The organism is Novimethylophilus kurashikiensis, from assembly GCF_003112435.1.
GTDB lineage: Bacteria > Pseudomonadota > Gammaproteobacteria > Burkholderiales > Methylophilaceae > Novimethylophilus > Novimethylophilus kurashikiensis.
The window spans coordinates 384,590-411,182 of record NZ_BDOQ01000003.1 but is presented as its reverse complement, the minus strand read 5'-3'; the positions used below and the strand labels follow the sequence as shown (position 1 = coordinate 411,182).

Annotated in this window: 28 protein-coding genes; 14 read left to right on the top strand and 14 right to left on the bottom strand. The window is 57.6% G+C overall.

Annotated elements, in window-relative coordinates; all coding sequences use genetic code 11:
- From NMK_RS05500 to NMK_RS05485, 4 genes are read left to right on the top strand one after another with little or no spacing between them, the layout of a single operon-like run.
- Nucleotides 1-570, top strand: coding sequence for an RNA polymerase sigma factor (locus NMK_RS05500; protein WP_109014746.1), 570 nt, complete (start codon nt 1-3; stop codon nt 568-570).
- Nucleotides 567-947 (top strand): DUF3619 family protein, encoded by a 381-nt coding sequence (locus tag NMK_RS05495; protein ID WP_109014745.1) that lies wholly within the window; start codon nt 567-569, stop codon nt 945-947. Before NMK_RS05500 ends, NMK_RS05495 begins: the two co-directional genes overlap by 4 nt.
- Entirely contained in the window at nt 923-1,348 is a 426-nt protein-coding gene (locus tag NMK_RS05490) for a DUF3106 domain-containing protein (protein ID WP_109014744.1), read from the top strand. The genes NMK_RS05495 and NMK_RS05490 overlap by 25 nt, the downstream gene beginning before the upstream one ends.
- Before the next feature lie 7 nt (nt 1,349-1,355).
- Nucleotides 1,356-1,766 (top strand): RDD family protein, encoded by a 411-nt coding sequence (locus NMK_RS05485; protein WP_109014743.1) that lies wholly within the window; start codon nt 1,356-1,358, stop codon nt 1,764-1,766.
- On the opposite strand, the gene lptG is transcribed toward NMK_RS05485, so the two are convergent.
- Together lptG and lptF are read right to left on the bottom strand one after the other, a co-directional pair.
- Nucleotides 1,763-2,833, bottom strand: a complete 1,071-nt coding sequence (lptG, locus tag NMK_RS05480; protein ID WP_109015078.1) for an LPS export ABC transporter permease LptG — start codon at nt 2,831-2,833, stop codon at nt 1,763-1,765. The genes NMK_RS05485 and lptG overlap by 4 nt on opposite strands.
- Nucleotides 2,830-3,915: an LPS export ABC transporter permease LptF gene (gene lptF, locus NMK_RS05475; RefSeq protein WP_109014742.1), complete on the bottom strand. Its 1,086-nt coding sequence runs from the start codon at nt 3,913-3,915 to the stop codon at nt 2,830-2,832. The genes lptG and lptF overlap by 4 nt, the downstream gene beginning before the upstream one ends.
- A gap of 76 nt (nt 3,916-3,991) precedes the next feature.
- Between lptF and NMK_RS05470 the strand changes: the two genes are divergently transcribed.
- The 3 genes from NMK_RS05470 to NMK_RS05460 are packed head-to-tail and all read left to right on the top strand — an operon-like array spanning nt 3,992 to nt 6,315.
- Nucleotides 3,992-5,491: a leucyl aminopeptidase gene (locus tag NMK_RS05470; RefSeq protein WP_109014741.1), complete on the top strand. Its 1,500-nt coding sequence runs from the start codon at nt 3,992-3,994 to the stop codon at nt 5,489-5,491.
- Between the two features lie 3 nt (nt 5,492-5,494).
- A complete protein-coding gene (locus tag NMK_RS05465; RefSeq protein WP_109014740.1) occupies nt 5,495-5,923 on the top strand; it encodes a DNA polymerase III subunit chi in 429 nt (142 codons plus the stop codon).
- Entirely contained in the window at nt 5,920-6,315 is a 396-nt protein-coding gene (locus NMK_RS05460) for a hypothetical protein (protein ID WP_109014739.1), read from the top strand. The genes NMK_RS05465 and NMK_RS05460 overlap by 4 nt, the downstream gene beginning before the upstream one ends.
- Here the strand turns inward: NMK_RS05460 and tpx are convergent.
- Nucleotides 6,312-6,824: a thiol peroxidase gene (gene tpx / locus NMK_RS05455; RefSeq protein WP_109014738.1), complete on the bottom strand. Its 513-nt coding sequence runs from the start codon at nt 6,822-6,824 to the stop codon at nt 6,312-6,314. The two genes, NMK_RS05460 and tpx, sit on opposite strands and share 4 nt — an antisense overlap.
- Before the next feature lie 223 nt (nt 6,825-7,047).
- Here tpx and pbpG point away from each other — a divergent pair, with 223 nt between their 5' ends.
- A complete protein-coding gene (pbpG, locus tag NMK_RS05450) occupies nt 7,048-8,082 on the top strand; it encodes a D-alanyl-D-alanine endopeptidase (RefSeq protein ID WP_109014737.1) in 1,035 nt (344 codons plus the stop codon).
- 39 nt (nt 8,083-8,121) lie between these two features.
- Here the strand turns inward: pbpG and topA are convergent, their stop codons facing one another.
- The 3 genes from topA to NMK_RS05435 form a co-directional block, all read right to left on the bottom strand.
- A complete protein-coding gene (topA, locus tag NMK_RS05445; protein WP_109015077.1) occupies nt 8,122-10,608 on the bottom strand; it encodes a type I DNA topoisomerase in 2,487 nt (828 codons plus the stop codon).
- A gap of 129 nt (nt 10,609-10,737) precedes the next feature.
- Nucleotides 10,738-11,652, bottom strand: a complete 915-nt coding sequence (ttcA, locus tag NMK_RS05440; protein WP_109014736.1) for a tRNA 2-thiocytidine(32) synthetase TtcA — start codon at nt 11,650-11,652, stop codon at nt 10,738-10,740.
- Between the two features lie 10 nt (nt 11,653-11,662).
- A complete protein-coding gene (locus NMK_RS05435) occupies nt 11,663-12,403 on the bottom strand; it encodes a pteridine reductase (protein WP_109015076.1) in 741 nt (246 codons plus the stop codon).
- Between the two features lie 56 nt (nt 12,404-12,459).
- On the opposite strand from NMK_RS05435, the gene NMK_RS05430 reads away from it, so the two are divergent.
- Entirely contained in the window at nt 12,460-13,617 is a 1,158-nt protein-coding gene (locus NMK_RS05430; protein ID WP_109014735.1) for a class I SAM-dependent methyltransferase, read from the top strand.
- Nucleotides 13,618-13,624: 7 nt separating this feature from the next.
- Nucleotides 13,625-14,299 (top strand): tRNA (guanosine(46)-N7)-methyltransferase TrmB, encoded by a 675-nt coding sequence (trmB, locus tag NMK_RS05425; RefSeq protein ID WP_109014734.1) that lies wholly within the window; start codon nt 13,625-13,627, stop codon nt 14,297-14,299.
- Here trmB and yihA read toward each other — a convergent pair.
- Nucleotides 14,258-14,896: a ribosome biogenesis GTP-binding protein YihA/YsxC gene (gene yihA / locus NMK_RS05420; RefSeq protein ID WP_109014733.1), complete on the bottom strand. Its 639-nt coding sequence runs from the start codon at nt 14,894-14,896 to the stop codon at nt 14,258-14,260. The genes trmB and yihA overlap by 42 nt on opposite strands.
- A 102-nt stretch (nt 14,897-14,998) precedes the next feature.
- Between yihA and NMK_RS05415 the strand changes: the two genes are divergently transcribed.
- The 3 genes from NMK_RS05415 (at nt 14,999) to ccsB (ending at nt 18,961) form a co-directional block, all read left to right on the top strand.
- Entirely contained in the window at nt 14,999-15,640 is a 642-nt protein-coding gene (locus tag NMK_RS05415) for a c-type cytochrome (RefSeq protein ID WP_109014732.1), read from the top strand.
- 165 nt (nt 15,641-15,805) lie between these two features.
- Nucleotides 15,806-17,725, top strand: a complete 1,920-nt coding sequence (locus tag NMK_RS05410; protein WP_109015075.1) for a cytochrome c biogenesis protein ResB — start codon at nt 15,806-15,808, stop codon at nt 17,723-17,725.
- A 90-nt stretch (nt 17,726-17,815) separates the two neighbouring features.
- The gene (ccsB, locus tag NMK_RS05405) at nt 17,816-18,961 is read left to right on the top strand and encodes a c-type cytochrome biogenesis protein CcsB (protein ID WP_109014731.1); all 1,146 of its coding nucleotides are present in this window, start codon (nt 17,816-17,818) and stop codon (nt 18,959-18,961) included.
- 71 nt (nt 18,962-19,032) lie between these two features.
- Here ccsB and NMK_RS05400 read toward each other — a convergent pair whose 3' ends face one another.
- The 5 genes from NMK_RS05400 to NMK_RS05380 form a co-directional block, all read right to left on the bottom strand.
- Nucleotides 19,033-19,836 (bottom strand): RMD1 family protein, encoded by an 804-nt coding sequence (locus tag NMK_RS05400; RefSeq protein WP_181376175.1) that lies wholly within the window; start codon nt 19,834-19,836, stop codon nt 19,033-19,035.
- The gene (locus NMK_RS05395) at nt 19,836-20,363 is read right to left on the bottom strand and encodes an adenine phosphoribosyltransferase (protein WP_109014729.1); all 528 of its coding nucleotides are present in this window, start codon (nt 20,361-20,363) and stop codon (nt 19,836-19,838) included. Before NMK_RS05395 ends, NMK_RS05400 begins: the two co-directional genes overlap by 1 nt.
- Before the next feature lie 143 nt (nt 20,364-20,506).
- Nucleotides 20,507-22,291 (bottom strand): aspartate--tRNA ligase, encoded by a 1,785-nt coding sequence (gene aspS / locus NMK_RS05390; RefSeq protein ID WP_109014728.1) that lies wholly within the window; start codon nt 22,289-22,291, stop codon nt 20,507-20,509.
- A 31-nt stretch (nt 22,292-22,322) separates the two neighbouring features.
- Nucleotides 22,323-22,949, bottom strand: coding sequence for a DUF502 domain-containing protein (locus NMK_RS05385; RefSeq protein ID WP_109014727.1), 627 nt, complete (start codon nt 22,947-22,949; stop codon nt 22,323-22,325).
- 59 nt (nt 22,950-23,008) lie between these two features.
- The gene (locus tag NMK_RS05380) at nt 23,009-23,260 is read right to left on the bottom strand and encodes an FmdB family zinc ribbon protein (protein WP_109014726.1); all 252 of its coding nucleotides are present in this window, start codon (nt 23,258-23,260) and stop codon (nt 23,009-23,011) included.
- Between the two features lie 190 nt (nt 23,261-23,450).
- On the opposite strand from NMK_RS05380, the gene dinB reads away from it, so the two are divergent.
- Nucleotides 23,451-24,620, top strand: coding sequence for a DNA polymerase IV (dinB, locus tag NMK_RS05375; RefSeq protein ID WP_109014725.1), 1,170 nt, complete (start codon nt 23,451-23,453; stop codon nt 24,618-24,620).
- Nucleotides 24,621-24,666: 46 nt separating this feature from the next.
- Here dinB and NMK_RS05370 read toward each other — a convergent pair whose 3' ends face one another.
- Together NMK_RS05370 and NMK_RS05365 are read right to left on the bottom strand one after the other, a co-directional pair.
- On the bottom strand, nt 24,667-25,158 hold the full coding sequence (locus tag NMK_RS05370; RefSeq protein ID WP_109014724.1) for a single-stranded DNA-binding protein: 492 nt from the start codon (nt 25,156-25,158) through the stop codon (nt 24,667-24,669).
- A gap of 1 nt (nt 25,159) precedes the next feature.
- Entirely contained in the window at nt 25,160-26,542 is a 1,383-nt protein-coding gene (locus NMK_RS05365; RefSeq protein WP_227871376.1) for an MFS transporter, read from the bottom strand.
- Nucleotides 26,543-26,593 lie beyond the last annotated feature (51 nt).

Below are 26,593 nucleotides of genomic sequence, written 5' to 3'. Positions count from 1 at the left end.
ATGGCAACTCCCAAGGAATTATCGGATTTTCTCGCGCAGGCGGAGCGACGTGCTTTCCGCCAGACCGCTTATGCGGTGCGGGACGACCACGCTGCGCTGGATATCGTGCAGGACGCCATGATGCGCCTCGCGGAAAAGTACGGAGCCCAGCCGGCGGCGGAGTTTCCCATGTTGTTCCAGCGCATTTTGCAGAATGCCATTCGCGATTACTTTCGCCGTCAGAAGGTCCGCAACATGTGGACCACGCTGCTGTCGGCTTTCGGCGGCGGCAGGGACGACGACGAGGAGAGCGACCCGCTCGAAATCCTCGAGGGCGATCCTGACGAGTCAGCCCAGAACGATCCCGCAGCCGAACTTTCTCAAAGCCAGACGCTGGCTGCCATCGAGCGCGCGCTGGAAAAACTGCCCGCACGTCAACGCGAAGCCTTTCTGCTGCGTTACTGGCATGATATGAATGTTGCCGAGACGGCCGAAGCCATGGGTTGCTCCGAGGGGAGCGTCAAAACCCATTGTTCGCGGGCCGTGCATGCGCTTTCCTCAATGTTGCGTACGGAGGGAATCGAATTATGAAAGACGAAGCCCAATTTGCTAAAAAAATAGTCGGTGTGCTGGACCAGCGCGAAATCGATGCCGATACGGCGCGAAAGCTGGCGGAAGCGCGTCAAAAGGCCGTGGCTGCAATGGCGCAGCCTGTGCATGTGGCGGCATTGCGACCGGTGGTAGCGGGCTGGCATCAGATCGTCGAGTTTTCGCATGAAGGGGGGTATCGCTTCTGGTTGCCGGTCATGTTGCTGCTGGCGGGCCTGTTTGCGGTGCTAAGTTCAAATGTTTCGCAATACGGCAATGCGCCCATCGATACCGATGCGCTGCTGCTGGCGTCCGACTTGCCGCCGGAGGCCTATGCCGACAAGGAATTCGTTGCATGGTTAGAGCAGTCCTCGCAGTAGCCGTCCTGTGTTTTGCCGCGCTGGCGCATGCGGAGAACGAACCCAAATGGTCGCAGCTGACCGACGATCAGCGTCAGGTGTTATCACCTCTCGGTGGTGAATGGGATACGTTGCGCCCATGGCAGCGCGAGAAGATGCTCGACATCGCCCGCGATTACCCGCGCATGTCCAAAGACCAGCAGTTGCGCGTGCAGAAGCGGCTTTCCGAATGGAGCCGCATGACGCCTTACGAGCGTGAGGGTGCACGCAAGCAGTATCAGCAGTTCCGTTCCTTGCCCCCGGAAAAACAAGAAGAGCTGCGCCGCAAGTGGCGTGAGTATCACAATCTTCCCGAGTCCGAGCGCCAGAAATTGCGCAACGGGCCGCCTGCGCCTGCGCCGGAAGACGACCTGGGCAATTAACCGTTAGATGCATACTCCTAGCTTGATGCGCCGGGTTGCTGCCGCGCTGTATGACGGCTTGCTGCTGGCTGCCGTGCTGTTTTTCTCGGCTTTTCTATTCCTGATAGTCTTCGGTAGCGCGGTTGCGCCGCCCAAGCGTTATTTCTTCCAGATCTATTTGTTGGCGGTGATGGGGGCTTATTTCGTTTGGTTCTGGACGCATGGTGGCCAAACGTTGGCCATGAAAACCTGGAAAATCCAGGTGGTTGCCGTGCACGGTACGATGACGCCCGCTTTGGCTATTGCCCGGTATTTGCTTGCTGCGGCAGGATTAGGATTCTTTGGGGCCGGTTGGTGGTGGATGCTGTTCGACCGCGAGCATCTTCCGCTGCACGACCGCCTTACCGGCACGCGTGTTATCGCGGTCGTCCCTGACTAATGCCGTTCCATCCAGACCAGCATCCCCACCCCTGAAATCAGAAACAGTAGCGTAGGTGTCGTGGCGCTGAGGATAGGTGGCCAGTCGTTCAGCAGTCCGACATGGATGAAGAGGCGATTGAAGACTTGGTAGACGATTCCCAGCATAATCCCCGCGAAAATCTTGCCGCCGATGCCGCCTGAGCGCTGGTGCAGGAATCCGAAAGGCAGCGCCAGCACCATCATCACGATGCAGGCTACCGGGAACACCAGCTTGGTCCATAAAGCGATCTGCTGGCGCGAGGTTTTCTGATGATTCTCGCTTAGGTGCCGGATGTAGGAGTAGAGATTCCAGGCCGCCATTTTCTCGGGAACGACCAGCAGGATATTCAATAGCTCGGGCTTGACCGCCGATTGCCAGTAAGCCTGGTTGAAATGCACGGAGCCCGCGCTATTTTCCTTGAAGGTTGTTTGCGTAACGTTGTTGAGGCTCCACTTGTCGTTTTCGTAGTAGCCGCTCTGGGCGTTATCTACCACGCGCAGGTGAAAGTCTCGGTCGAATTCGTAAATATGGATGTTGCGCAGGCTGCTATCCGGCAGCACCTCCTCGATATTGACGAAGCTGGGGCCGTCCTTGATCCACAAGCCTGAGCGGAATTCCTGGGCCACTACGTCGTCCTTGGCTTGCAATCGCATTTTTTGCGCGGCTTTTTCGCTGACTGGGGTGATCAGTTCGCCGATAATGAACGTGATCAAGGCAAACACCAATCCGATTTTTAGCATGGCGATGCCAATGTCAGCGCGGGATAAGCCGCTGGCTCGCATGACGACGAGTTCGGAGTGTCGCGAGAACTGCGCCAGGGCATACATGGCGCCCAGCAGTACGGAAACCGGTGCTACCTCGTACACATGGCCCGGTGCCGAAAGCAGTACGAACAGCAGCACCATCCCTAGGTTGTAAGTGCCGTGGCCGAGGCTATCCAGTTCCTGGATCAAATCGAAGAAGGAGAACATGGACAACAAGCCGAGGGCGACCATGGTCGTCGTGCCGATGATTTCCCGGGCGAGGTAGCGGTTGACGATACTCATCTGGATAACCATTTAGGCAGCAGCGGCAGCAGGAACAGTCGCCGGTAGAACAGGTACACGAATAGCATGAACACGAGCACGTGCGCAGGCCATAGGCCGATCAGCGGTGTGAGCTTGCCGCGTACGACCCAGGATTGAAGAATGGACAGGATGTTGTTGTAGATGATGTAGACCAGCAACGCCAGGATCAGGTTGGCCGAACGTCCGGCACGGGGATCCACGAAAGAAAGCGGGATGGCGAGCAGCACCAGCAGGAAGGCCGAGATCGGCAATGAAAGCCGCCATTCCAATTCGGCCGCATTGTCGGGAGAGCGTTCGGTCAGCAGTTGCGTGCTTGGTTTCGAGCGTGGCGTGGGTGGCTCCTGCTTGGCTTCAGCAGGTTCGATGCGCAGCACATAGCGTTCGAACTCCATGACGCCGAATTCCGGGGTGTTGGGCTTGTTTTCGTAGCGCCGACCATTCATCAAGGTGAGGAAAGAATCGCCGTTGCTGGCTGTTTCGTGTTGGCCTTCTTTTGCGACGATGATCCCTAGTTTTTGATGCTGCATGGACTGGGCGAAAATATTATTGATTTTATTCTGCAGAGTTGAGTAACTTTCGACGAAATATACCCGTTCAGAATTTTTCGATTCCTTAAACATGCCGGGGATGATGGCCGATATTTCATCGCTGCTATCCATCTGTTCCCGGTATTCGATACCTTTTTCCACCGCCCAGGGCGCCACGAACAAGCTGAGCAATGCAATTACGGCGATGATAGGCATGGCAAAGGTGAGCAGCGGGCGAATGAGTGCATAAATGCCCTGTCCCGAAGTGAACCACACGACCATTTCGCTGTCTCGATGCCAGCGGGACAACGTCATCAACACAGTGACGAACAAGGTCAACGTGAGCAACAAAGGCAAGAAACGCAACACGCTGAAGCCCAGCAGCGTGCCGATGGCATCGCTTGCCACCCCGCCTCTGGCTGCGAATCCGAGATAGTAGGTAATACGTTGTGCCACCATGATGCCGAGCAAAACCAGAAAGGTGCTCAATGCTGTGGAAAACAGCTCTTGCAGCAATGAACGTTTAAAAATCATGGGGGTTTTGACGATCTTGGTGAAAGAGGTAGATAATCTTGAAAAATGTCTTTGAATCTAAGGAAAAGGCTTACTCATGGAATTTAGCATAAAAAACGGGAATCCGGAAAAGCAGCGCAATGCCTGCGTCATCGTCGGCGTATTCGAGCATCGTAAATTATCCGATGCTGCTGGTGCCATCGATCGTGCCGCCGACGGCTATCTGTCGAGCCTGCTGCGCCGTGGTGACATGGACGGCAAGCTGGGTTCCACGTTGCTGGTCCACAATGTGCCGGGCACGCTGTGTGAGCGTGTGTTGCTGGTCGGTTGCGGTAAGGAGCGCGAGTTCAACGATCGTGCTTATCGCCAGGCCGTACTGGCTTCCGTGAAGGCCTTGGACGGTACCGGAGCATCCGACGCCGCGAGTTTCCTGGCTGAATTGACGGTGCGCCGTCGCGATCTGGGCTGGCGGGTCGAGCAAATGGTCGAGATCACCTCGGACGCCGCTTACCGTTTCGCCCACCCTAGCTGCAAGAAAGAAGAAGAGCGCCGCGGGTTGTCCCGCCTCATCATCAACGTCCCGCAGCGTAACGACCTTAAGCGCGTCGACGTGGCATTGAAGCGCGGCCTGGCCATTGCCGGCGGTGCGCGCATGGCGAAGGACCTAGGTAATCTTCCCGGCAATATCTGCACTCCCACCTATCTTGCCCAGCAGGCGCAGGAACTGGCTAAGAGCTACAACCTTGAAATCGAGGTGCTCGAGCGCGACGACATGGAAAAGCTCGGCATGGGTTCGCTTCTGTCAGTCGCCCGCGGCAGCCGTCAACCGCCCAAGCTCATCGTGCTGCAATACCGCAAGGGCAAGGCCAGCCAAAAGCCGTTGGTTTTGATCGGCAAGGGCATTACCTTCGACGCGGGCGGTATTTCCCTGAAGCCGGCCGCCGAGATGGACGAGATGAAGTACGACATGTGCGGCGCCGCGAGCGTGCTCGGTACCATGAAGGCTGTCGCTGAAATGGACTTGGCCATGAATCTCGTCGTGATCGTTCCGACTTGCGAGAACCTGCCCGACGGTGATGCCAATAAGCCGGGCGACATTGTCACCAGCATGTCCGGCCAAACCATCGAAGTGCTGAATACCGACGCGGAAGGCCGTCTCATTCTGTGCGATGCCATGACCTATGCGGAGCGCTTCGAGCCTGAGGCGGTGGTCGATGTGGCTACCTTGACCGGCGCTTGCGTCATTGCTCTGGGCCATCACGTCAGCGGTCTTTTTGGCAATGAAGAAGGACTGGTCAAGGAGCTCACCAATGCCGGCGACGAGTCGTTCGACCGCGTATGGGCCATGCCGCTCCTGGACGAGTACCAGGACCAGCTCAAGAGCAATTTCGCCGACATGGCCAATATCGGCGGGCGTGCAGCAGGCAGTATTACCGCGGCTTGCTTCCTCTCGCGTTTTGCGAAGAAGTACAACTGGGCACACCTGGATATCGCCGGTACGGCCTGGAAGTCGGGCAAAGACAAGGGCGCGACCGGCCGTCCTGTGCCGCTGCTGGCGCATTTCCTGCTGAAGCGCGGCGGGCATCACCACGCTTAGTCGATGACGCAGATCGATTTCTATTTCAACTCCAGCGACAAGTACCGTCTGGCTGTACGGCTGGGCGCCAAGTCGCTGGAGCAATCGACGCGCATTCTCGTCCTGACGCCGGATGTCGATGCCACCGAGCGGATGGAAATGCTGTTCTGGACTTTACAGCAGACAAGCTTTTTCCCGCATTGTCGCAGCCACCATGCCTTGGCGAGCGAAACGCCCATCATCATTGATCATGAGGCGGAAACGCTGGTGCACGACGAACTGCTTCTGAACCTATGTGACTCCTACCCTCCGTTTTTCAGCCGCTTTCAGCGGTTGATCGAGATCGTTGGCCCGGATGACGCAGACAAGGCTGCTGCTCGTCAGCGGTACAAGTTCTACCGCGATCGCGGCTATGAAATTCGCCAGCACGACATGAGCGGCAAGCGCGTATGAGCGATTATCCGACGCAGCGCGACGATGAGCGCTTCCAGCAGGTATTGGGACGGCTGGATGCCCTGGTGCGCCGAGGGCAGGGCGATGAGATGCCGCCCCCGCCTCCCCCCGCGGTCTCGGAGGCGACTATTCCGGTTTTGACTGAGGTGTATCAACCGGAAGAAAGCGAACAACTGCGTCCGCATGGTGAACAAAGCTTATTGCACGAAGTAGAGGCGGTGGTTCTGGATGCAGTGCCGGAAATGGCAAAGATGCTGGCTGATGCCGTTGAGTCGCAGGTCAAGCCTACGGTGAATCAGGTGTTGGACGCGGTCATTGCTGAAATGCGCCCTCAAATCGAAGAGAAAATCCGCCAGCGCCTGATGCAGGCACTGGCGAATCATTGCGGTTAGTTCGAGATGTAACGGGCTGCCGTCAGGGCGGCTTCGTAATTGGGTTCATTGGTGATTTCAGGCACCAGTTCCGCATACAGCACCTTGTCGTTCTCATCGAGCACAATCACGGCCCGGGCGCACAAGCCGGCCAACGGATAATCCGTGATCATTACCCCGTAATCCTTGTTGAAGTCGCGGCCGCGCATGGTGGAAAGCGTGACTACGTTCTGCAGGTTTTCAACAGCGCAGAAGCGACCTTGGGCAAAAGGCAGGTCTGCCGAGATCACGATCAGGACGGTATTTGGCAGCAAGCTGGCGATTTCGTTGAACTTGCGGGCAGACGTTGCGCAAACCGGTGTATCGAGGCTGGGCACGATGTTCAGGATTTTGCGCAGGCCGGCGAACTGGCTCAATGAGACATCGCTTAAGTCCTTGTCTACAAGCATGAAACTGCGAGCGGTGTCGCCTACTTTTGGGAACGTGCCCCCCACATTCAAAGGTTCGCCTTTGAGGGTTACGGTCGTCACGGTGGATCCTCCTTCTTATTAAGCGGTCAGTCGGTTCAAGTATGCCTCCTGCGGCATTGCCTTGCAAGGCGCAAATGCCATTTCAAGCGTCAAGGAAAAGTGTGTTAAAGCTGTGACGAAATTTCACGATATACATGAGTAAGAGCTTCTAGCTTGCTGATTTTCTTAATGACAAGCTGAGGCGTTTTGGCTATGATTGGCCCGGTTCATTAAGGAGGTTGTCATGCGGCGTTTGAATTTCATCATCTGCGGACTGCTAGCGGTATCCTTGATGCCTGGGGCTGCTTTTGCGGAACAGCAAAAACAACGTCCGGTCGCTGTGAAAAAAGCCCAACACAAGAAGGCAATCCATAAGAAGAAAGTCGCTGCTGCCAATCCCAAGCGCATCATCAGCACGCTTCGTTCAGACAAGCAATACAGTGCGCGCAAAGTCGCGTTCCATCCCAATGGCGGGGACGATTCCGTGTTCGTCACGCCCGGCGGAGAATTGCGCTTGGCTTCGTCCAAGGCGCTGATCGTCAATCAAAATACCGGCGAAACGCTCTACGCCAAGAGTACCGATACGCCCACACCCATCGCATCCGTCACCAAACTCATGACGGCCATGGTCATGCTGGATCAGCAGTTGCCCATGGATGAAGTGCTGACCATCGGCGAAGGCGACGTCGATATGCTCAAGGGTACCAGTTCGCGTCTGCGTGTCGGTACGCAATTGTCGCGCCGCGATTTGCTGCAACTCGCGTTGATGTCGTCGGAAAATCGTGCTGCCTTTGCGCTGGCCCGGACTTCGCCGATCGGCGTATCTAATTTTGTGGCCGCCATGAATGCCAAGGCAACTGCTTTAGGAATGACGCATAGTCACTTTGTCGACCCTACCGGCTTGAACAGCGAAAATGTTTCCACAGCTGAAGATTTGGTAAAGATGGTCAAGGCAGCGTACCAGTATCCGGAAATCCGCACGGTAACTACCACGCCCGAGTACAGTGTGGCCGTGAACGGCTATCGTCAGCCGCTGGAATTCCGAAACACCAATATTCTCGTGCGTAACGGTACCTGGGATATCGGCCTTTCCAAGACCGGCTATATCAATGAGGCAGGGCGCTGCCTGGTCATGCAGGCCAAGATCGCCGACCAGCCGCTCATCATTGTGCTGCTGGATTCGTGGGGTAAATTCACCCGGATCGGCGATGCACAGCGTATTCGCAAGTGGATGGAAAGCAGCAACACCAAGCAGCGTGTTGCCGGTTCCGTCAGTTGAGCTACTAGTTAATTTGAGAAGTGCCCGAAGGCCAGCTAATCAGCTGGCCTTCTTTTTTGCCGCAGTCTTGCGTGCGGCCGGCTTCTTGGCGGTGCCGCCCTTTTCCTTCTCGGCCTTGGCGGCCAGCAGCTCCAGGGCGTGCTCCAGCGTGATGTCGTCAACACTCTCGCTCTTGCTCAAGGTGGCGCGCAGCTTGCCGTGTTGCACATAGGGGCCGAAGCGGCCGTCGTAGATAGCGATCTCGCCTTCATCCGACGGGTGCTGGCCCAGCACGCGCAATGCGTTCTTGCCCTTGGCCATCGCGAGTACTTCCACGGCGCGCGGCAGGTCGATGGTGAAGACGCTATCGGTCTTGGGAATGGATTTGAATGTGCCGTCGTGGTTGAGATAGGGGCCGAAGCGCCCAATGTTGGCCACGATCTTCTTGCCAGTCTCGGGGTGCATGCCCACTTCGCGCGGCAACGCCAATAACTGCAGGGCAATATTGAGATCGACGCCGGTGGACTTGAATTCGGCGGGAATGCTCATGCGCTTGGGTTTGGTCTTGCCCTCGGCTTCGCCTAACTGTACATAGGGGCCGTAGGGGCCAATCAACAGGCGCACTTCCTTACCGGTATCAGGATCGACACCCAATACGGCCGGCGTACTTTCCTCCGCGCCGTTGCCGTCCATGTTGCGGGTGTAGTCGCACTCTGGGTAGCCCGTGCAGCCGATAAAGCTGCCGCGCTTGCCTAGGCGCTTGTTGAGCGGCTTGCCGCACTTGGGGCAGGCTTCGTCCAGGATTTCTGTGCCTGGGCGCTCGACTTCTTCCTTGACCGCGATCTGGTCCTTGAGGCCTTTCCAGAAGCTATCCAGTACCGGAATCCAATCGCGCTCGCCTTCAGCGATATCGTCGAGTTCGTTTTCAAGGTCGGCCGTAAAGCCATAGTCGACGTATTTGGTGAAATGCTCGGTCAGGAACTTGTTCACTACGCGGCCCACATCCGTCGGGATGAAGCGCTTTTTATCCAGTGTGGTGTATTCACGGTCCTGCAAAGTGGAGATGATGCTGGCATAGGTCGAAGGGCGGCCGATGCCGTATTCTTCCAGCGCTTTCACCAGGCTGGCTTCGGTATAGCGCGGGGGCGGCTCGGTAAAGTGCTGCTCGCCGAATATCTTGTCGATATCCAGCATCTCGCCCACTTCCAGCGCCGGTAGCTTGCTTTCGCCTTCTTCCTCGGTGTCGTCCACGCCTTCGGTGTAAACCGCGATAAAACCGGGGAATACCAGCGTCTGGCCGGTAGCGCGGAAGACGTTGGCTTCGCCGCCGACGGTGATGTCCACGCTGACCGAATCGAACTTGGCCGGCGCCATCTGGCAGGCCAGAGCGCGCTTCCAGATCATATCGTAGAGCTTGAACTGCTCAGGCGACAGGTAATTGCGTAGGCTGGCCGGAGTGCGGCTGATATCGGTCGGGCGAATCGCCTCGTGTGCTTCCTGGGCGTTTTTGGACTTGGTCTTGTACATGATTGGCGATTTCGGCAGGTATTCTGGCTCGAAATTGCTCTTGATGTGCTGGCGGATCTGCATCACCGCTTCGGTGGCCAGGCTGAACGAGTCGGTACGCATGTAGGTGATCAAACCCACAGTGCCGGTGCCGATGTCCACGCCTTCGTAAAGCTGCTGTGCAATGCGCATGGCGCGGCTGGTGGTAAAGCCTAGCTTGCGCACGGCTTCCTGTTGCAGGGTCGAGGTCGTAAATGGCGCTGCTGGGCTGCGCATGCGCTGCTTCTTCTCGACGCGGGTAACCAGCGCCTTGCCGGCGCTCGACGCCAGTAGCTTGCCGACCACGTCTTGTTCTTGCTCGGCACTGGTGATGTCGAACTGTTCCAGCTTCTTGCCCTGGTATTGCACCAGCTTGGCGTCCACCATCTGGCGTTGCTTGCGAGCGTTGAGATGGATGGACCAGTACTCGCGGCTGACGAAGGCCTCGATTTCCAGTTCGCGCTCGACGATCAGGCGCAAGGCCGGGCTTTGCACGCGGCCGGCGGAAAGGCCGCGCCGGATTTTTTTCCACAACAGCGGCGACAGGTTGAACCCGACCAGATAATCCAGCGCACGGCGGGCTTGCTGGGCGTTGACCAGCGGCATGGCGATGTCGCGCGGATTATCTACAGCCTGCTGGACGGCGGACTTGGTGATTTCATGGAACACCACGCGGCGCAAGGGTTTGTCCTTGATCAACCGCTTGGATTTGAGGATTTCTGCAATATGCCAGGCAATGGCTTCGCCTTCGCGGTCCGGGTCGGTTGCGAGCAGGATTTCGTCGGACTGCTTGACAGCTTTGGCGATGGCGTCGACGTGCTTGGCGTTGCGGTCGATCACCTCGTATTTCATCTCGTAGCCGTGTTCGGTATCGACGGCACCGTTCTTGGGAATGAGGTCGCGTACGTGGCCATAGGAGGCCAGCACCTGGAAATCCTTGCCAAGATACTTGTTCAGTGTCTTGGCCTTGGAGGGCGACTCGACGATCAGCAGCTTGGACATGGCCTGGGCAAAATAAATGGGAAGCGGCAGATAATAAGAGGAAAAGTTGAGGAAGGGCAAGGGCCGTCGTCTTAACGGCCGCTTCCGACTTGTCGCCCTAACGCCAAAACGGAGGGGATTTTTACGTTTTTAGGCAGCTTCGTCCCGCAGGTTACGGATGAACTGGATGCGGGTGCCGTCGGTCTCGGAAAGATCAAAGGCCGAGCTACCCTCGTCGCCGAACAACGGGTCGCTCACATCCCCTGCGTCGCCCGACAGCGATTTGAAATCGAACAGATCAGTATCCGCCAAATGCGAGGGCACCACGTTTTGCAGCGAGCGGAAAATCTTGTCCGCGCGGCCGGGGAATTCACGCTCCCACCCCTGGATCATGGTCTTGATCTTCTTGCGCTGCAGGTTTTCCTGCGAGCCGCACAAGTCGCACGGAATGATGGGGAACGCCATATGCCGGGCATAGGTGGCAATGTCTTTCTCGGCGCAGTAAGCCAGCGGCCGGATGACGATGTGTTCACCGGTGTCGGTTGCCAGCTTAGGCGGCATGGCTTTCAATGTCCCGCCGAAAAACATATTGAGGAACAGCGTTTCGATGATGTCGTCGCGGTGATGACCCAGCGCGATCTTGGTCGCGCCGAGTTCCTTGGCCGTGCGGTAAATCACCCCGCGGCGCAAGCGCGAACAAAGCGAGCAGGTGGTTTTGCCTTCGGGAATCTTTTCCTTGACGACGGAATAGGTATCGGCTTCGACGATGCGGAAATCCACGCCAATAGAGGATAAGTAACCTGGCAGTACATCTTCCGGAAACCCCGGCTGCTTCTGATCCAGGTTAATGGCGATGATCTTGAAATCGATCGGCGCGCGCTCCTGCAAGGCTCGCAAAATGGTCAATAGCGTGTAGGAGTCCTTACCTCCGCTCAGGCACACCATGACGGTGTCGCCTTCCTCGATCATGTTGAAATCGGCGATAGCCTTGCCAACTGCGCTTTGCAAGCGTTTTTGCAGGCGGAAGAAGTTGTTGGAGGGCGATACAGGAGCGGATGTCGACATAATCAAAACATTACAAACTGAGCGAACGGCCGCCATCGACGGCAATGATGTGGCCGGTGATAAAGGGCGCGTCCTGAATCAAAAAGCGCACGGCGCGCGCGACGTCCTCTGGCTCTCCAAGGCGTTTTAGCAGGGTCTGCGAAATCACGCGCTGGCGATAGACTTCATCGAACTGCGGATTGTCTTCCGGCCACATGACCGGTCCGGGCGCTACGGCATTGACGCGTACATCGGGGGCAAGTTCCAGTGCCAACGATTTGGTCAGGGTGACCAGGCCCGCCTTGGCGATGTTGTAGACGATATAGCCTTTCTTGGGGCGTTCCACGTGCATGTCGGTGATGTTGACGATGCAGCCGTGCTGTTTGCGCAATTCCGGCGCGGCGGCCTGAGAAAGCCACAGCGGCGCCTTGAGATTGGAACCCATCAGGTCTTCCCACTCGCGCTCGCTGATTTCCCCGAGTTCGGTCGAGTAATAGCTGGAGGCGTTGTTGACCAGTACATCCAATTGGCCGAAACGGCTGATCGTTTCGTGCACCAGGTTTTCCAGCTTGGCGACATTCAGCAAGTCGCCCTGGATGATGGCGGCGGAGTCCGGACGTTTCAGGTTGAGCTCCGATTGCAAGGCGCGTGCCTCGCCGTCGGAGTTGCGATAGTGAATCATCAGCTTGGCGCCATGTGCGTGCAGCAGTCGGCAAATAGCCGCACCGACGCGCTTGGCGCCGCCCGTGATGAGGACGACCTTGTCTTGCAGTGAATTATCCAAGGGGAATGGCGGGAAAAAACGGTAGGCTATAATGTAGCACAGCCATGTCATCCTTACCCCCACCCAGTCCCGAAGCCCTCGCCCATAGCGCATGCCTTGCCGAAGCGATCCGTAACGAAATCGCCCAGGCCGGAGGCTGGTTGAACTTTGCCCGCTATATGGAGTTTGCCTTGTATGCGCCCGGATTGGGCTATTACAGCGCAGGGTCGGTAAAGCTCGGAGAAGACGGCGATTTCGTCACTGCGCCCGAGATTTCCTCGTTGTTCGGCCGTTGCGTTGCACGACAAGCAGCACAAGTACTGGCCGAGGTAGGCGGTGGCAGCGTCCTCGAGCTGGGGGCCGGCAGCGGCAAGCTGACGGTCGATGTGCTTAGCGAACTGGACCGGTTGGAGCAACTGCCGGAGCGGTATTGCATTCTCGAAGTCAGCGGTGATTTGCGTGCTCGACAGCAGCGCTTGATACAAGCTGACTTGCCTCCAGCATTAGCTGGGCGAGTTAGCTGGTTTGATGCTTTGCCGGAAACTTTTGCCGGAGTGGTGCTGGGCAACGAGGTGCTGGATGCCGTGCCGGTGCATCTAGTGGCATGGACGAACGAGGGCCTGTTCGAGCGAGGGGTCGAATTCGAGGATGGCCGCTTTGCCTGGCGCGATCAGCCTTTGGCGGAAGGGCCTTTGCTAGAGGCGGCATCGCCGATCGATGTCTTGCCCGAGCATCTAAGTGAAATCAGCTTGGCGGCCAACGGGCTGGTGACAAGCTTGGCGCGCATGTTGGAAAAGGGAGCCGTCATTCTGGTGGACTACGGTTTTCCGCGCCGCGAGTTCTATCATCCGCACCGGGCGCAGGGCACCTTGATGTGCCACTATCGCCATCAGTCGCACGACGACCCGCTGATTTATCCTGGATTGCAGGACATTACGGCGCACGTGGATTTCACGGCCGTGGCCGAGGCGGCTATAGACGGCGGGGCATCGCTCATGGGCTATTGCAGCCAGACGCAATTCCTCATCAATTGCGGCATTACAAACTTTCTTTCCGAGGTCTCGCCGAGCGATGCGGCTGCTTATCTGCCGCTCGCCGCCCAAGCGCAAAAATTGCTCTCGCCCGCCGAAATGGGCGAATTATTCAAGGCCATTGCCTTCGGCAAAGGGCTAAAACAACCGCTTCTGGGATTTGCCGGCGGCGATAAACGACACACGCTTTAATATCATCATGACAGAACAACACCGTCCCATCCGTAGCTTCGTCTTGCGCCAGGGGCGCATTTCCGAGGCGCAGCAGCGGGCTTACGAACAGCATCAGGCGCGCTATGTGATCGACTATGCGCCGCAACTATTGAACTTGGACGTGGCATTCGGACGGCAGGCGCCGAAAATCCTGGAGATTGGATTTGGTATGGGCGGGGCGACGGCGCATATCGCTGCCGAGCATCCCGAGAACGACTACCTGGGGATTGAGGTGCACACGCCGGGCGTCGGCGCATTGATGCGCTTGTTGGACGCCGGCAATATCGACAATACCCGCATCATCCAGCACGATGCGGTCGAGGTGCTCAACCACATGATTGCGCCGGCTTCCCTCGACGGCATACACATTTATTTTCCCGATCCATGGCCGAAAAAACGCCATCACAAGCGCCGCCTCATCCAGCCGCCGCTCGTGGCCTTGCTGGCTTCACGCCTCAAGCCGGGCGGCTATCTGCATCTGGCGACGGATTGGCAGGAATACGCGGAATGGATGCTGGAAGTATTGCGCGGTGAGCCGCAGCTCAAGAATACGGCGGAGGATTATGCGCCCAAGCCCGATTACCGCCCGGAAACCAAGTTTGAGCGGCGCGGGATCAATCTAGGCCACGGGGTCTGGGATTTGGTCTTCCGACGCGTCTGAAGGGGCGGCTAGCCACGGAGCGATGATTTTTTCCGCCTCGTCGACGCCTTGCTTTTTCAGGCTGGAAAAAAGCTGTGCAGTGCAACTGCCCCAGTTTTCGTTGAGTTCCTTGCGCACCGCGGCCAGCGTTTTCATGGCCTCGCTACGCGAAAGCTTGTCCGACTTGGTCAGCAGCACGTGGATGGGCTTGCCGGTGGGGCCGAACCAATCCAGCATCTGGCGATCCAGCGAGGTGAGCGGATGGCGCGAATCCATCACGAGTACCAAGCCGCGTAGGCTGGGGCGGGTGGACAGGTAAGTGGCGAGCACATGCTGCCAATGCTTGCGCATGGCTTCCGGCACCTTCGCGTAGCCGTAGCCCGGCAAGTCCACCAGGTAAGCATTTTCGCTGATGGTGAAAAAATTGATGAGCTGGGTTCGCCCCGGCTGCTTACTTACGAACGCTAAACGGTTGTGGTTTGCCAACGTATTGATTGCGCTCGATTTTCCGGCGTTTGAGCGGCCGGCGAACGCGACCTCCGCGCAGCCGTCTTCCTTCGGAAGTTCGTGCAGATGGTGGGCGGAAGCGAAATATGCGGCGTTCTGGAAGAGTGGCATGGGCGTGTGCTGTGCAAAATCAGCGAAATAGTACCATGCATGCCGGGCGCTATTGCGATAAAATCACGCCCATTTCCGATTTTCGAATTTGAGGAGCATGAGATGAAGTTCCCCGCAGTTGCGCTGATTGCCGCCGGCCTGTTGAGCGCAAACCTGGCTTTTGCCGCCGAAGCTGCCGTACCGACCGAAGCCAAGGCAGATGCCCCCAAGGCCGACATCACGACCACCGTGAACACGGTTTGCGCAGCCTGCCATAACGCAGACGGCAACAGCATTATTACGACCAATCCGCGACTGGCAGGTCAACATCCCCAATACATCACCAAGCAGCTCACCCAATTCAAGTCCGGCGAGCGCAAGAATCCCGTGATGAGCGGCATCGCTGCTACTCTCAGCGCCGACGACATGATTAAGCTCGGCCAGTACTTCAGTAGCCAGAAGCCCAAGGGCGGCAACGCTAAGGAAAACGGCCCCGGCTCACTGGGCGAGAAGATCTACAAGGGCGGTATCGTCGCTCGCGGCGTTGCAGCTTGCGCAGCCTGTCACGGTCCGACCGGCGGCGGCATTCCTGTGCAGTTCCCGCGTATCGGCGGTCAGCATGCTGATTACGTGATGGTGCAGCTCAAAGCCTTCCGTGCCGGCGAGCGTGCCAACGACGCCAACAAGGCCATGCGCATGATCGCAGCTAAGCTGAGCGATCAGGAAATCGCCGCTGTTGCTGATTACGTGCAAGGGCTGCATTAATGCACCAAAGGGAGCGGCGGGCACTTTCCGAGTGTCTTGCCGTCTCACACCGGTAGATAGACTAACGATTCAGGGGTGGCATCTTGCCGCCCCTTTCGCCATTTATAGATCTTGAAAAACCACACTCACAGTCGCCTGCGCGAAATCTACGACCTGCTCAGTTCCATGCGGTTTGCCGTCTCCTTGCTGACGGTACTGGGCATCGCCTCCATCATCGGCACGGTGCTCAAGCAGAACGAGCCGTACCCGAACTACATCATCCAGTTCGGCCAGTTCTGGTTTAGCGCCTTCGAAAAACTGGGGCTGTACGACGTTTACCACAGCGGCTGGTTCATCGTCATTTTGGCCTTCCTGGTGATTTCCACCGCCTTATGCGTGTATCGCAACACCCCCCTGATGCTGCGCGAGATTCGTTCATGGCGCGAGCACGCGACGGAAAAGTCGCTGCGCTTGTTCAGCCACCAGGCCGAATATGCGACAACGCTCACCAAGGAAGAATCATTGCCCAAGTTGCAAGGTTTCCTGACGGCGCACGGTTTCCGTTTCAAGACCGTGGATCGCGAAGCGGGCGATGTATTGATCGCTGCGAAAGCAGGCGCTTACCAGCGCCTGGGCTACATTCTGACCCATGCGGCGATTATCGTGATCTGCATCGGCGGACTGATCGATGGCAATCTGCCGTTCAAGTTCCAGGAAATCATGGGCTGGAAAAAGATCGAGACGCGCGATCTTGCGGCCGATAAAGTTCCTGCCATTAGCCGCCTGCCGGTCAACAACCTGTCTTTCCGCGGCAACATTACGATCCCCGAAGGTTCGCAAGGCGATGTCGTGTTCCTGCGCATGCGCGACGGCTATCTGGTGCAAGAACTGCCCTTCGCCATCGCGCTCAAGAAATTCCGCATCGAGCATTACCCCACCGGCCAGCCCAAGTCGTTCGAGAGCGACGTGGCCATTCTCGACCCGGATCGCAAGGAACCCTTCAATGCCACCATCAGCGTCAACCATCCGCTGATCTATAAGGGTGTGGCTATCTACCAATCCGATTTCCAGGACGGCGGCTCCAGCCTCTCCTTCGATGGCTGGCAGTTGGCAAGCGCCGAGGCGCGGCCGTTCAAGGTGGACGGCAAGGTCAACGGCACGGTGACGCTTACTACCTCTGGCGCGCCTCTTACCGTGGAACTGGACGATTTCCGCCTGTTCAATGTGCTCAACCTGAGTTCCGACGGCAAGGGCAAGCCGCACAACGTCGGTCCCAGCGTGACTTTCAAGGTGCGTGATGCTCAGGGCCAGGCCCACGAATACCTCAATTACATGCAGCCCATGCAATTGGACGGCCGTACCTATTTCGTCTCCGGCATGCGCGGCAGCCCGAGCGAAAGCTTCCGCTATCTCCGTATTCCTGCGGATGAAGACGTTTCCATCCAGGGCTACATGCAGTGGCATGCGCTCATGTCCGATCCGGCGAAAGCACCCATATTGGCCAAGCGTCTTGCCGACAAGGTGTTGCAAGGTGAGGCGGGCGCCGAGGCTATGCGTCCGAAATTCATCAACAGCGTGCAGCAACTGCTGGGACTGTTCGCCAAGGGCGGTTTTAACGCTGTGGCGGATTTCATCGAGAAATCCGTACCGGCGAACGAGCGTGAAAAGGCCGCGCAGACGTATATCCGGATTCTGGAAAACGTGGCTTTCGAAGCCTACGGCATGAGCCGCGAGGCTGACGGTAAGCCCGCACCCAAGACCGACGAGGCCACGCTTGCCTTCATTCGCGATAGCCTCAATTCGGCCAGCGATGTGTTCTTCTACGGTTCGCCGTTCTTCTTGCAGCTGACCAGTTTTGAACACCGCCAAGCAAGCGGCTTCCAACTGACGCGTTCGCCGGGCAAGAACTTGGTATACGGTGGCTCCATCCTGCTGGTGTTGGGTATTTTCGCCATGTTCTACGTGCGTGAACGCCGTGTGTGGTTGCTGGTCAAACCTGGCACGCAGCGTGTACTGTTCGCGATGTCGAGCGCCCGCAAGAGCCGAGATTTCGATGCGGAGTTCGAACGCTTCAAGGGCCGCCTGCAACAACTGATGCAACAATAAAACCGGTGTAATTCAGAGCCGGATGTCATCGCGTTGCGATGTTCATCCGTTTTCTGCTGGCAAACCGGAATATTGACCGAGGATCAAGCAATGGAATTGACGCAAAACTATATCGAGCCGCAACCCCTGCTCAAGACCCTGTCGTGGGTGGATTGGGCTTATGCCTTGCTGCTGCTTTTCGGCGGTGTTTTCGCCTTCAGTCGTTACGGCGCTTACATGGATGCCTATGAAAAGAGCTTCCTGCTGGGGGCTGTTGCGGGTTTTAGCTGGCTGGGCTGGTTCTGGAAACCGGTGCGTCCGCTGCTGGTCGGTATCGCCGCGTTGAGCCTATTCGGCATCAGCCAATATCACGGCGATCTTGCTAGCGTCGATCACGCCTTCTTCCTGAAGTTCTTCGTCGGCAGCCAGACCGCCATCATGTGGATGAATGTCCTCTTCGTGCTGGCAATGCTGACCTACTGGGGCGCGACGTTCTCTCGCTCGATGTTCGTAGGCAAAGTGGCGACGGGACTGACCTGGAGCGCCGTGCTAATGGGCTTTACCGGCCTCATGGTGCGCTGGTACGAGTCTTATCTCATTTCGCCCGATGTCGGCCATATCCCTATCAGCAACTTGTATGAAGTATTCATCCTGTTCTGCCTGATCACGTCGCTGCTGTACTTGTATTACGAAGGCCGCTTCAACACCCGCCAGCTGGGTGGGTTCGTGCTGCTGGTGGTGAATGCAGGTGTGGGGTTCATCCTGTGGTACACCTTCGATCGTCAGGCGAGCGGTATTCAGCCACTGGTGCCGGCACTACAGTCCTATTGGATGAAGATCCACGTGCCGGCCAACTTTATCGGCTACGGCTCGTTCTCGCTGGCTGCCATGGTGGGGAGTGCCTACCTGCTGTCGCAACGTGGCATCCTGACATCTCGCCTGCCGGCCCTGGAAGTTCTGGACGACCTGATGTACAAGGTCATCGCCATCGGCTTCGCCTTCTTCACCATCGCTACCATCCTCGGTGCCATGTGGGCGGCGGAAGCATGGGGCGGCTACTGGTCCTGGGACCCGAAGGAAACCTGGGCGCTGATCGTCTGGCTTAACTATGCGGCCTGGCTGCACTTGCGCCTCGTCAAGGGTCTGCGCGGAACGGTATTGGCCTGGTGGGCGCTGATCGGCCTGCTGGTGACGACCTTCGCCTTCCTGGGTGTGAATATGTTCCTGTCCGGCTTGCATTCCTACGGGCAGCTCTAAATGACGACTTAAGTGCAAGCTGACCAACAAAAAAGCCGGGTGCATACCCGGCTTTTTTGTTGAGGTGAAGCTCAATGAAAAAACTTATCGCCTAGCTCGAACAAGCTGATGATGATCTCAAAGACGATGAGTCCGATGACATACCATTCCAGCTTATGCAGCTGCTTGTTGTCCCATACGTCGGCAAGCGTCTGGGCGGTATCTGAGATCAGTCCCAGCTTGCGCTCCAGCGCAGCTTGCCGCTCCGGCAACTCGAATTCGTCCTCCAGGCTCGCATACAGTCCGCCTAGTTGCGGATAATCCCAGAGGGTTTCCGGCTTATCGCCGAGCTCTGCCCGTCCTACCATGCGATGCTCGATGAGCAGCATGTTGCCTATCTTGGATAGCAGCGTCTTGGCATCCGCGCTGACCTTGCCGTGCGTTGCGAGCTGCTGTGCCAAGGGCTCGATCTTGTCGAATTCGCTGCCCACTGTTTTTTCATAAAGCGACAATAGCAAGCTCTTGCTCAATGCATCGGCGATCACCTGCATTTTCTCGAGCGAAATTTCATCCAATGAAACGGCCCCGCTCTGCACGCCCAGGCCGGACTTTCCGCAGTGGATATCCATTTCTTCGATTTCCGGCGTCGCATAGGGATTGGTGATCAAGGGCTTGAGCGTGTCGATGAACCGGACTTCGTCGAGGCTTTTCACGCCGAAAAACACCACCACCCCATAGCGGAACAGCACCGCAATGCCGCCGTCGGCATCCGCTTCCAGCGTCAATGGCGTCGTCGCGAGACAATCTGCAATCTTGAATGCCCTGAGATCAAGGCGATCGCCCAGCAAGAGCGCGCGAGCCTTAAGATCTTGCCGATTCGTGAGTGCGAGCTTCATCAATCCCCCTCGAATTCGCACAAGGCAAAGACCGAGTACCCTTCACCTTCAAGCCGACGACGGCCGCCGACATCCGGCAGGTCGACGACGAAAGCGCATTCCACGAGCGCTCCTCCAAGCTTCTCGATGAGGTGAATCCCTGCGAGGGCCGTGCCGCCTGTCGCTAGCAGGTCGTCTACAAGCAGTACCTTTTCCCCAGACTCGATCGCATCGCTATGCAGTTCCAGGCGGTCGCTGCCGTATTCCAGCTGATAGTCGTGCCCGACCTTCTCTCCCGGAAGCTTGCCTGGCTTGCGGATAGGCACTAACCCCACACCAAGCTGCACGGCGAGCGGCGCAGCGATGATGAAGCCGCGCGATTCGATCGCGGCTATCTTGTCGATCTTCTGCCCCGTATAGCGCTTGAACAATTCGTAGACGACGAGGCGCAGACCGAGAGGATCCTTGAGCAAAGTCGTGATGTCGCGGTATTGGATTCCGTATTTGGGGAAATGCGGAATGGTGCGGATACGGGATTTGATGGGCATGGACTACATGCTCCTGAGGGCTGGTCGGTGATTTCGAAGAATAATTGCAGTGCAGTTGCCATGCAATTGCGATGGATATAAAAATGGCCTCGGTACATCTGCACCGAGGCCATTGATAGCCTAAAAAGCTAGATGCTGAGCTATTAGCCGGCGACGTTCTGCTGGCGCACGCGGATATGCAACTCGCGCAGCTGCTTCTCGTCGACCTCGTTCGGTGCCTTGGTCATCAAGCACTGAGCACGCTGGGTCTTGGGGAAGGCGATGACGTCGCGGATGGACTCGGCGCCGGCCATGAGTGTGACCAGACGATCCAGGCCGAAAGCCAGGCCGCCGTGCGGGGGCGCACCGTATTGCAGGGCATCGAGCAGGAAGCCGAATTTCTCCTGGGCTTCTTCTGCAGAGATTTTGAGCGCATCGAATACCTTCGATTGCACTTCCTGGCGGTGGATACGGACGGAACCTCCGCCGACTTCCCAGCCGTTCAACACCATGTCGTAGGCCTTGGAGAGTGCTGCACCAGGGTTAGTGGTGAGCAGGTCTTCGTGGCCGTCCTTGGGCGAAGTGAAGGGGTGATGCAAGGCGACCCAGCGGTCGGCTTCCTCGTCGTGTTCAAACATCGGGAAATCCACCACCCAAAGCGGAGCCCAGGTGCGGCCGTCGACGTGGCCCTTCTCGTGGCCGACCTTGGCGCGCAGTGCGCCTAGCGCTTCGTTGACCACCTTGGCCTTGTCGGCGCCAAAGAACACGAGATCGCCGTTCTGAGCGCCGGTGCGCTTAATGACGGCTTGCAGCGCGTTGACGTGGATGTTTTTCACGATCGGCGATTGCAGGCCTTCTTCGTTGAGCTTGGTGATGTCGTTGATCTTGACATAGGCCAGACCCTTGGCACCGTAAATCTTGACGAATTCGGTGTATGCGTCGATTTCGCCGCGGGTCAGTGCAGAGCCGCCAGGGATACGCAAGCCGGCCACTCGGCCGCCTGCCATATTGGCTGCACCCGAGAACACCTTGAAGTCGACATCCTTCATTACATCGGTGAGTTCGGTGATTTCCAGCGTGACGCGCATGTCAGGCTTGTCGGAGCCGTAGCGGTTCATCGCTTCGCTGAAAGGCATGCGCGGGAAGGGATTGGGCAGGTCGATGTCCTGCACTTGCTTGAACATGCGGCGGATCATTTCCTCGACGATGTCCATGATCTGGTTTTCGTTGAGGAAGGAGGTCTCGATATCCACCTGGGTGAATTCCGGCTGACGGTCGGCGCGCAGGTCTTCGTCGCGGAAGCACTTGGTGATCTGGAAGTACTTGTCGAAGCCTGCCACCATGAGGAGTTGCTTGAACAACTGCGGAGACTGCGGCAGCGCGAAGAACATGCCATGGTGCACGCGTGACGGCACCAGGTAGTCGCGTGCACCTTCCGGGGTGCTGCGGGTCAGCATCGGCGTCTCGACTTCGATGAAACCGGCAGTATCGAGATAATCGCGCAAGGTCTTGGCAACACGATAGCGCAGCATCATGTTCTTCTGCATCGCGGGACGGCGCAGGTCGAGATAGCGGTGCTCCAGACGCACGGTTTCACTCAGGTTGTCGTCGTCCAGCATGAAGGGGGGCGTGAGCGATGGGTTGAGGATTTCGATTTCGCTTGCCAGCATTTCGACCTCGCCGGTCGGAATATTAGGGTTGACCGTGCCTTCGGGACGAGGGCGCACCTTGCATGTAATCTTGAGTACGAATTCATTGCGTACGGTTTCGGCCAAGGCAAAGGCTTCGGGGGTGTCCGGATCGATCACGATTTGCGACATACCGGTGCGGTCGCGCAGGTCGATGAAGATAACGCCGCCGTGGTCGCGGCGGCGATGCGCCCAACCGCATAGGGTGACGATTTGTCCGATATGTTGGCTATTGAGCTCGCCGCAGTAATGAGTACGCATAGAAATTTCGAATTGCTTGTTTGAAGTTGAGTTAATCGCCAACGTAATTGGCGGCTTGGATATCTTTTGGCGTCGGCACTACGACGCCCATCGAGACGATGTATTTCAATGCCTCGTCCACGCTGATATCGAGTTCGACGGTGTCGCTTTTTTTCACGAAGAAGAAAAAGCCGTTGACCGGACTAGGCGCGGTGGGGATGAATACGCTCACCAGTTCTTCGTCGCTGTGCTGGGCCACTTGTGGGGTCGGCGTGCCGGTTTGAAACGCAATCGACAAGGCGCCCTGGTGTGGGTAGGGAACGAGCAGCACTTTCCCGAAGTGCTCGCCAGTGCCGGAAAACAACGTGTCCGAGACTTGCTTGACGCTGTAGTAGATGGATTTGACCACCGGCACGCGTGCCAGCAAACCTTCCCAAAACAGGATCAGTCGCTTGCCGAAGAAATTGGTGGCGAGGATGCCGGTAATCAGCACGATCAGTACCGTCAGCACCGCACCCATGCCGGGCACGCTAAAGCCGAAACGACTCTCAGGGCGCCAGCTCGGCGGCAGCAGCAACAGGCTTTGGTCCATGAGGCCGATCAGGGTCGCCAATACCCATACGGTAATGGCGAGCGGCACCAGGACGAGCAGGCCGGTCAGGAAATAACGTTTTAGCATGAGATGAAAAAAGCAAAGTCCGCTATGCGCGAACTTTGCTATTGGGTCTCTTCAATCGCTTAGTGGCAAGCGCAGCTGCCGCCGCACGGCGTGCTAGCTGGCGCGCTGTCTTCCTTGGGCTTGGAACTCGCGCCCTTGAAATCGGTAGCGTACCAACCGCTGCCCTTGAGCTGGAAGCCGGCTGCGGACAATTGCTTGGCGAACGTTTCCTTGCCGCAATCCGGGCAGGTGGTGAGCGGCGCATCGCTCATCTTTTGCATGACTTCTTTTTCGACGCCGCAGCTGGTGCAGCGGTATTCGTAAATCGGCATAAGGAACCTCCTTAAAAAACAAAATTATACCTGACAAGCCATGTTTTTCTATTACCGCACCGATATTGGGGCATAGGCTTGCGGTATCAAGGGGCGGAAATGTAGCGCAAAGACGCGTTTCAGAACGGTTCGCGGCGTTGCAGATAAAGCGCAAGCATCATTTGCGCCATCCGATGTCATAATTTCAGCTATGGAGCCGCTACCCGCCAATCACTCCCCTCGTCGCATCGCCCATCTGGATATGGACATGTTTTTCGCGGGGGTGGAACTGCTGCGCTATCCCGAGCTGAGGGGCCTGCCCATGGTTGTGGGCGGGCGTTCCATCGATGCGCCACGAGTGCTGCCCGACGGCACCCGCAGTTTTGCAAAGCTGCGCAATTATGTTGGGCGAGGCGTCGTTACTACCTCCACCTATGAAGCAAGAGCGCTCGGCGTGTTTTCCGCCATGGGCGTGATGAAGGCGGCCAAGCTGGCGCTGGACGCCGTGCTGCTGCCAGCTGATTTCAATGCCTACCGCCATTATTCGCTGCTGTTCAAGCAGGCCGTCTCGATCATCGCGCCGGAAATCGAAGATCGCGGCATCGACGAGATTTATATCGACCTGACCCAGCATGCCGAGGAAACTCATGCCTTGGCGGCGCGTATCAAGCAGGCCGTCTTTGAAGCTACCGGGCTGCGATGTTCCATCGCCGTCGCGCCCAACAAACTGCTCGCCAAGATCGGCTCCGACCTCGACAAGCCGGACGGCCTCACCATTCTTGCGCCGGAGGATATTCCTGCACGTATCTGGCCGCTCAAGGCCAGCAAGGTCAACGGCATCGGTCCCAAGGCGGCGCAACGGCTTGCATCGCTTGGGATAGAAACCATCGGTCAACTTGCCCAGGCCGATCCGAAAGTACTACTGGAGCACTTCGGCCGCAGCTACGCCGAATGGCTGATCGACGCGGCCAATGGTCGGGACAACAGACCGGTAGTGACACGCTCCGAGCCCAAGTCGGTCAGCCGTGAAACCACTTTCGAGCGCGACCTGCACGTGCGGCAAGATCGTCAATTGCTGACCGATGCGCTGACCCGGCTGTGCGATCGGGTTGCCGACGATCTCAAGCGCAAGGGGTACGAGGGCAAAACTATCGGCATCAAGCTTCGGTTTCAGGATTTCAGTACGGTGACGCGCGACATCACGCTGCCTTACGTAACACAACGCCCTGACGATATCCTTCAAGCGTCCCGGGAATGCTTGAAGCGGGTTCGGATGGTGCAAAGGCTTAGGCTGCTGGGGATAAGGGTAGGTGGACTAGCGCCCTTTGGCGTGGGGCTGGAACAAAGAGAGGCCTTTCAGCAAGCCGAGTTACCGTTTTGAAAGACAAAAGGCCGCACGGGCGGCCTTTGGGTTCAGCACTGACAGATCAAAATGGAATATCGTCATCCATATCATCAAACGATGACGCCGGTGCCGGGGCTGCTGCCGGACGGCTGGCGGGGGCTTGCTGGCGTTGCGGGGCGGGAGCGGAGCTGCCCATGCTCATGTCGTCATCCATTACTTCGAAGCTGTTGCCGCCGCCGGAACTGCGGCCGCCCAGCATTTGCATGCGGTCGGCGACGATCTCGGTGGTGTACTGGTCCTGGCCTTCCTTGTTGGTCCACTTGCGGGTTTGCATGCGGCCTTCGATGTAGACCGAGGAGCCTTTCTTGAGGTATTCGCCGGCGATCTCGGCTTGCTTGCCGAACATCACGATGCGGACCCATTCGGTACGCTCCTGCTTGGCACCGCTCTTGTCGCGGAAGCTGTCAGTACAGGCAATGGAGAAGTTGGCCATTGCGTCGCCGCTCGGCATGTAGCGGACTTCCGGGTCGCGCCCGAGGTTGCCGATGAAGATGCATTTGTTGACTGACGCCATATCATTCCCCTTTTTCGATCAATTCACGTGCACGGGCTTCATCCCAGTCGCCCATGCTCACTTTTAAATAGGCCACGCCTTCGTCGGCGATCACCACGGCTTCGTTGACGCCGTTCAAGGCGGAGAGCTGTTCGGACAGCGCGCGGGCTTTTTGTTCATCCAAGGCGTAGCCGACATGATACATGCGGGTACGGACGGCTGGCGGCTTTTCCATGGAGAGCGCCAGCAGCAGCCATGCCAGGCATAGTCCGGACGAGAAGGCGAACACGGCTGCATGGCTGGCATGCTGGGCCAGGAAGCCGCCAATGGTGCCTCCCAGGAACAAGCCCAGGAATTGGAAGCTGTTGTAGACGCCGATGGCTGTACCTTTGCTGCCGGCCGGAGCGATCTTGGAAATCAGCGAAGGTAGGGTGGCTTCCAGCAGGTTGAACGCGAGGAAGAACAGGAAAAGCGCGGCGACGATGCCGTAGAAATTGTTCACCATCATTGCCATGAGCAACGTAGCAATAGTCAGCAGTCCGACGGCACTGCAAAACACCGGCTTCATCTTGCCTCGCGTCTCGGCGATGATGATGGCGGGCACCACGGCGAAGAACGAAATCGCCATGACCGGCAGGTAGACCTTCCAGTGCTCGTTGACCGGCAAGGGGCCGACATTGAGCAGCAGCAACGGCACTACGACGAATAGTCCGCGCATGGCTGCATGCAGGCTGAATATACCGAAGTCGAGGCGTTGCAACTCGGTGTTCTTGAGCACGCCGAGAATTTGCGACGGCACTGTACCTGCGTCGGCATGTTGACGGCTGATCTGCGGCGTCGGCACGACGAAGCGGATGACGAAGATGGCGCCCAATGCCAGCACGCCAGTCAGCGCAAAGATGCCGGAAACGCCGATGTAGTGGTTGAGTGCCGGACCTAAGGCCATCGATGCGCCGAAGGTGACGCCGATGCTCATGCCGATCACGGCCATGGATTTGGAGCGATGTTCCTCGCGCGTCAAATCGGCCAGCAGCGCAATGATGGCAGCGGCAACAGCGCCTGTGCCCTGCACCAACCGGCCCAGGATGATCATGTAGATATCGTGGGCGCCTGCTGCGATGAAACTTCCCAGCGCAAACAGTGCCAATCCGATGTAGATCATGCGCTTGCGGCCGTAACGGTCGGACAGCAAGCCGAACGGGATTTGCAAAACGGCCTGGGCCAATCCATCGATGCCGAGCGCGATACCTACCAGCAGCGGCATGCTGCCGCCGGGCAGCGATTGGGCGTGGATCGCGAGCACAGGCAGGATGGAAAACATGCCGAACATGCGCAACGCGAACACCAAAGCCAATGAAACGGTGGTCCGCATCTCCAGCGGAGTCATCTTTTCTGAGGGCTGCATGGAAATTTGAGATTGAGAAATTGGTGCGAAGTTGCGTATATTATCAGGTTA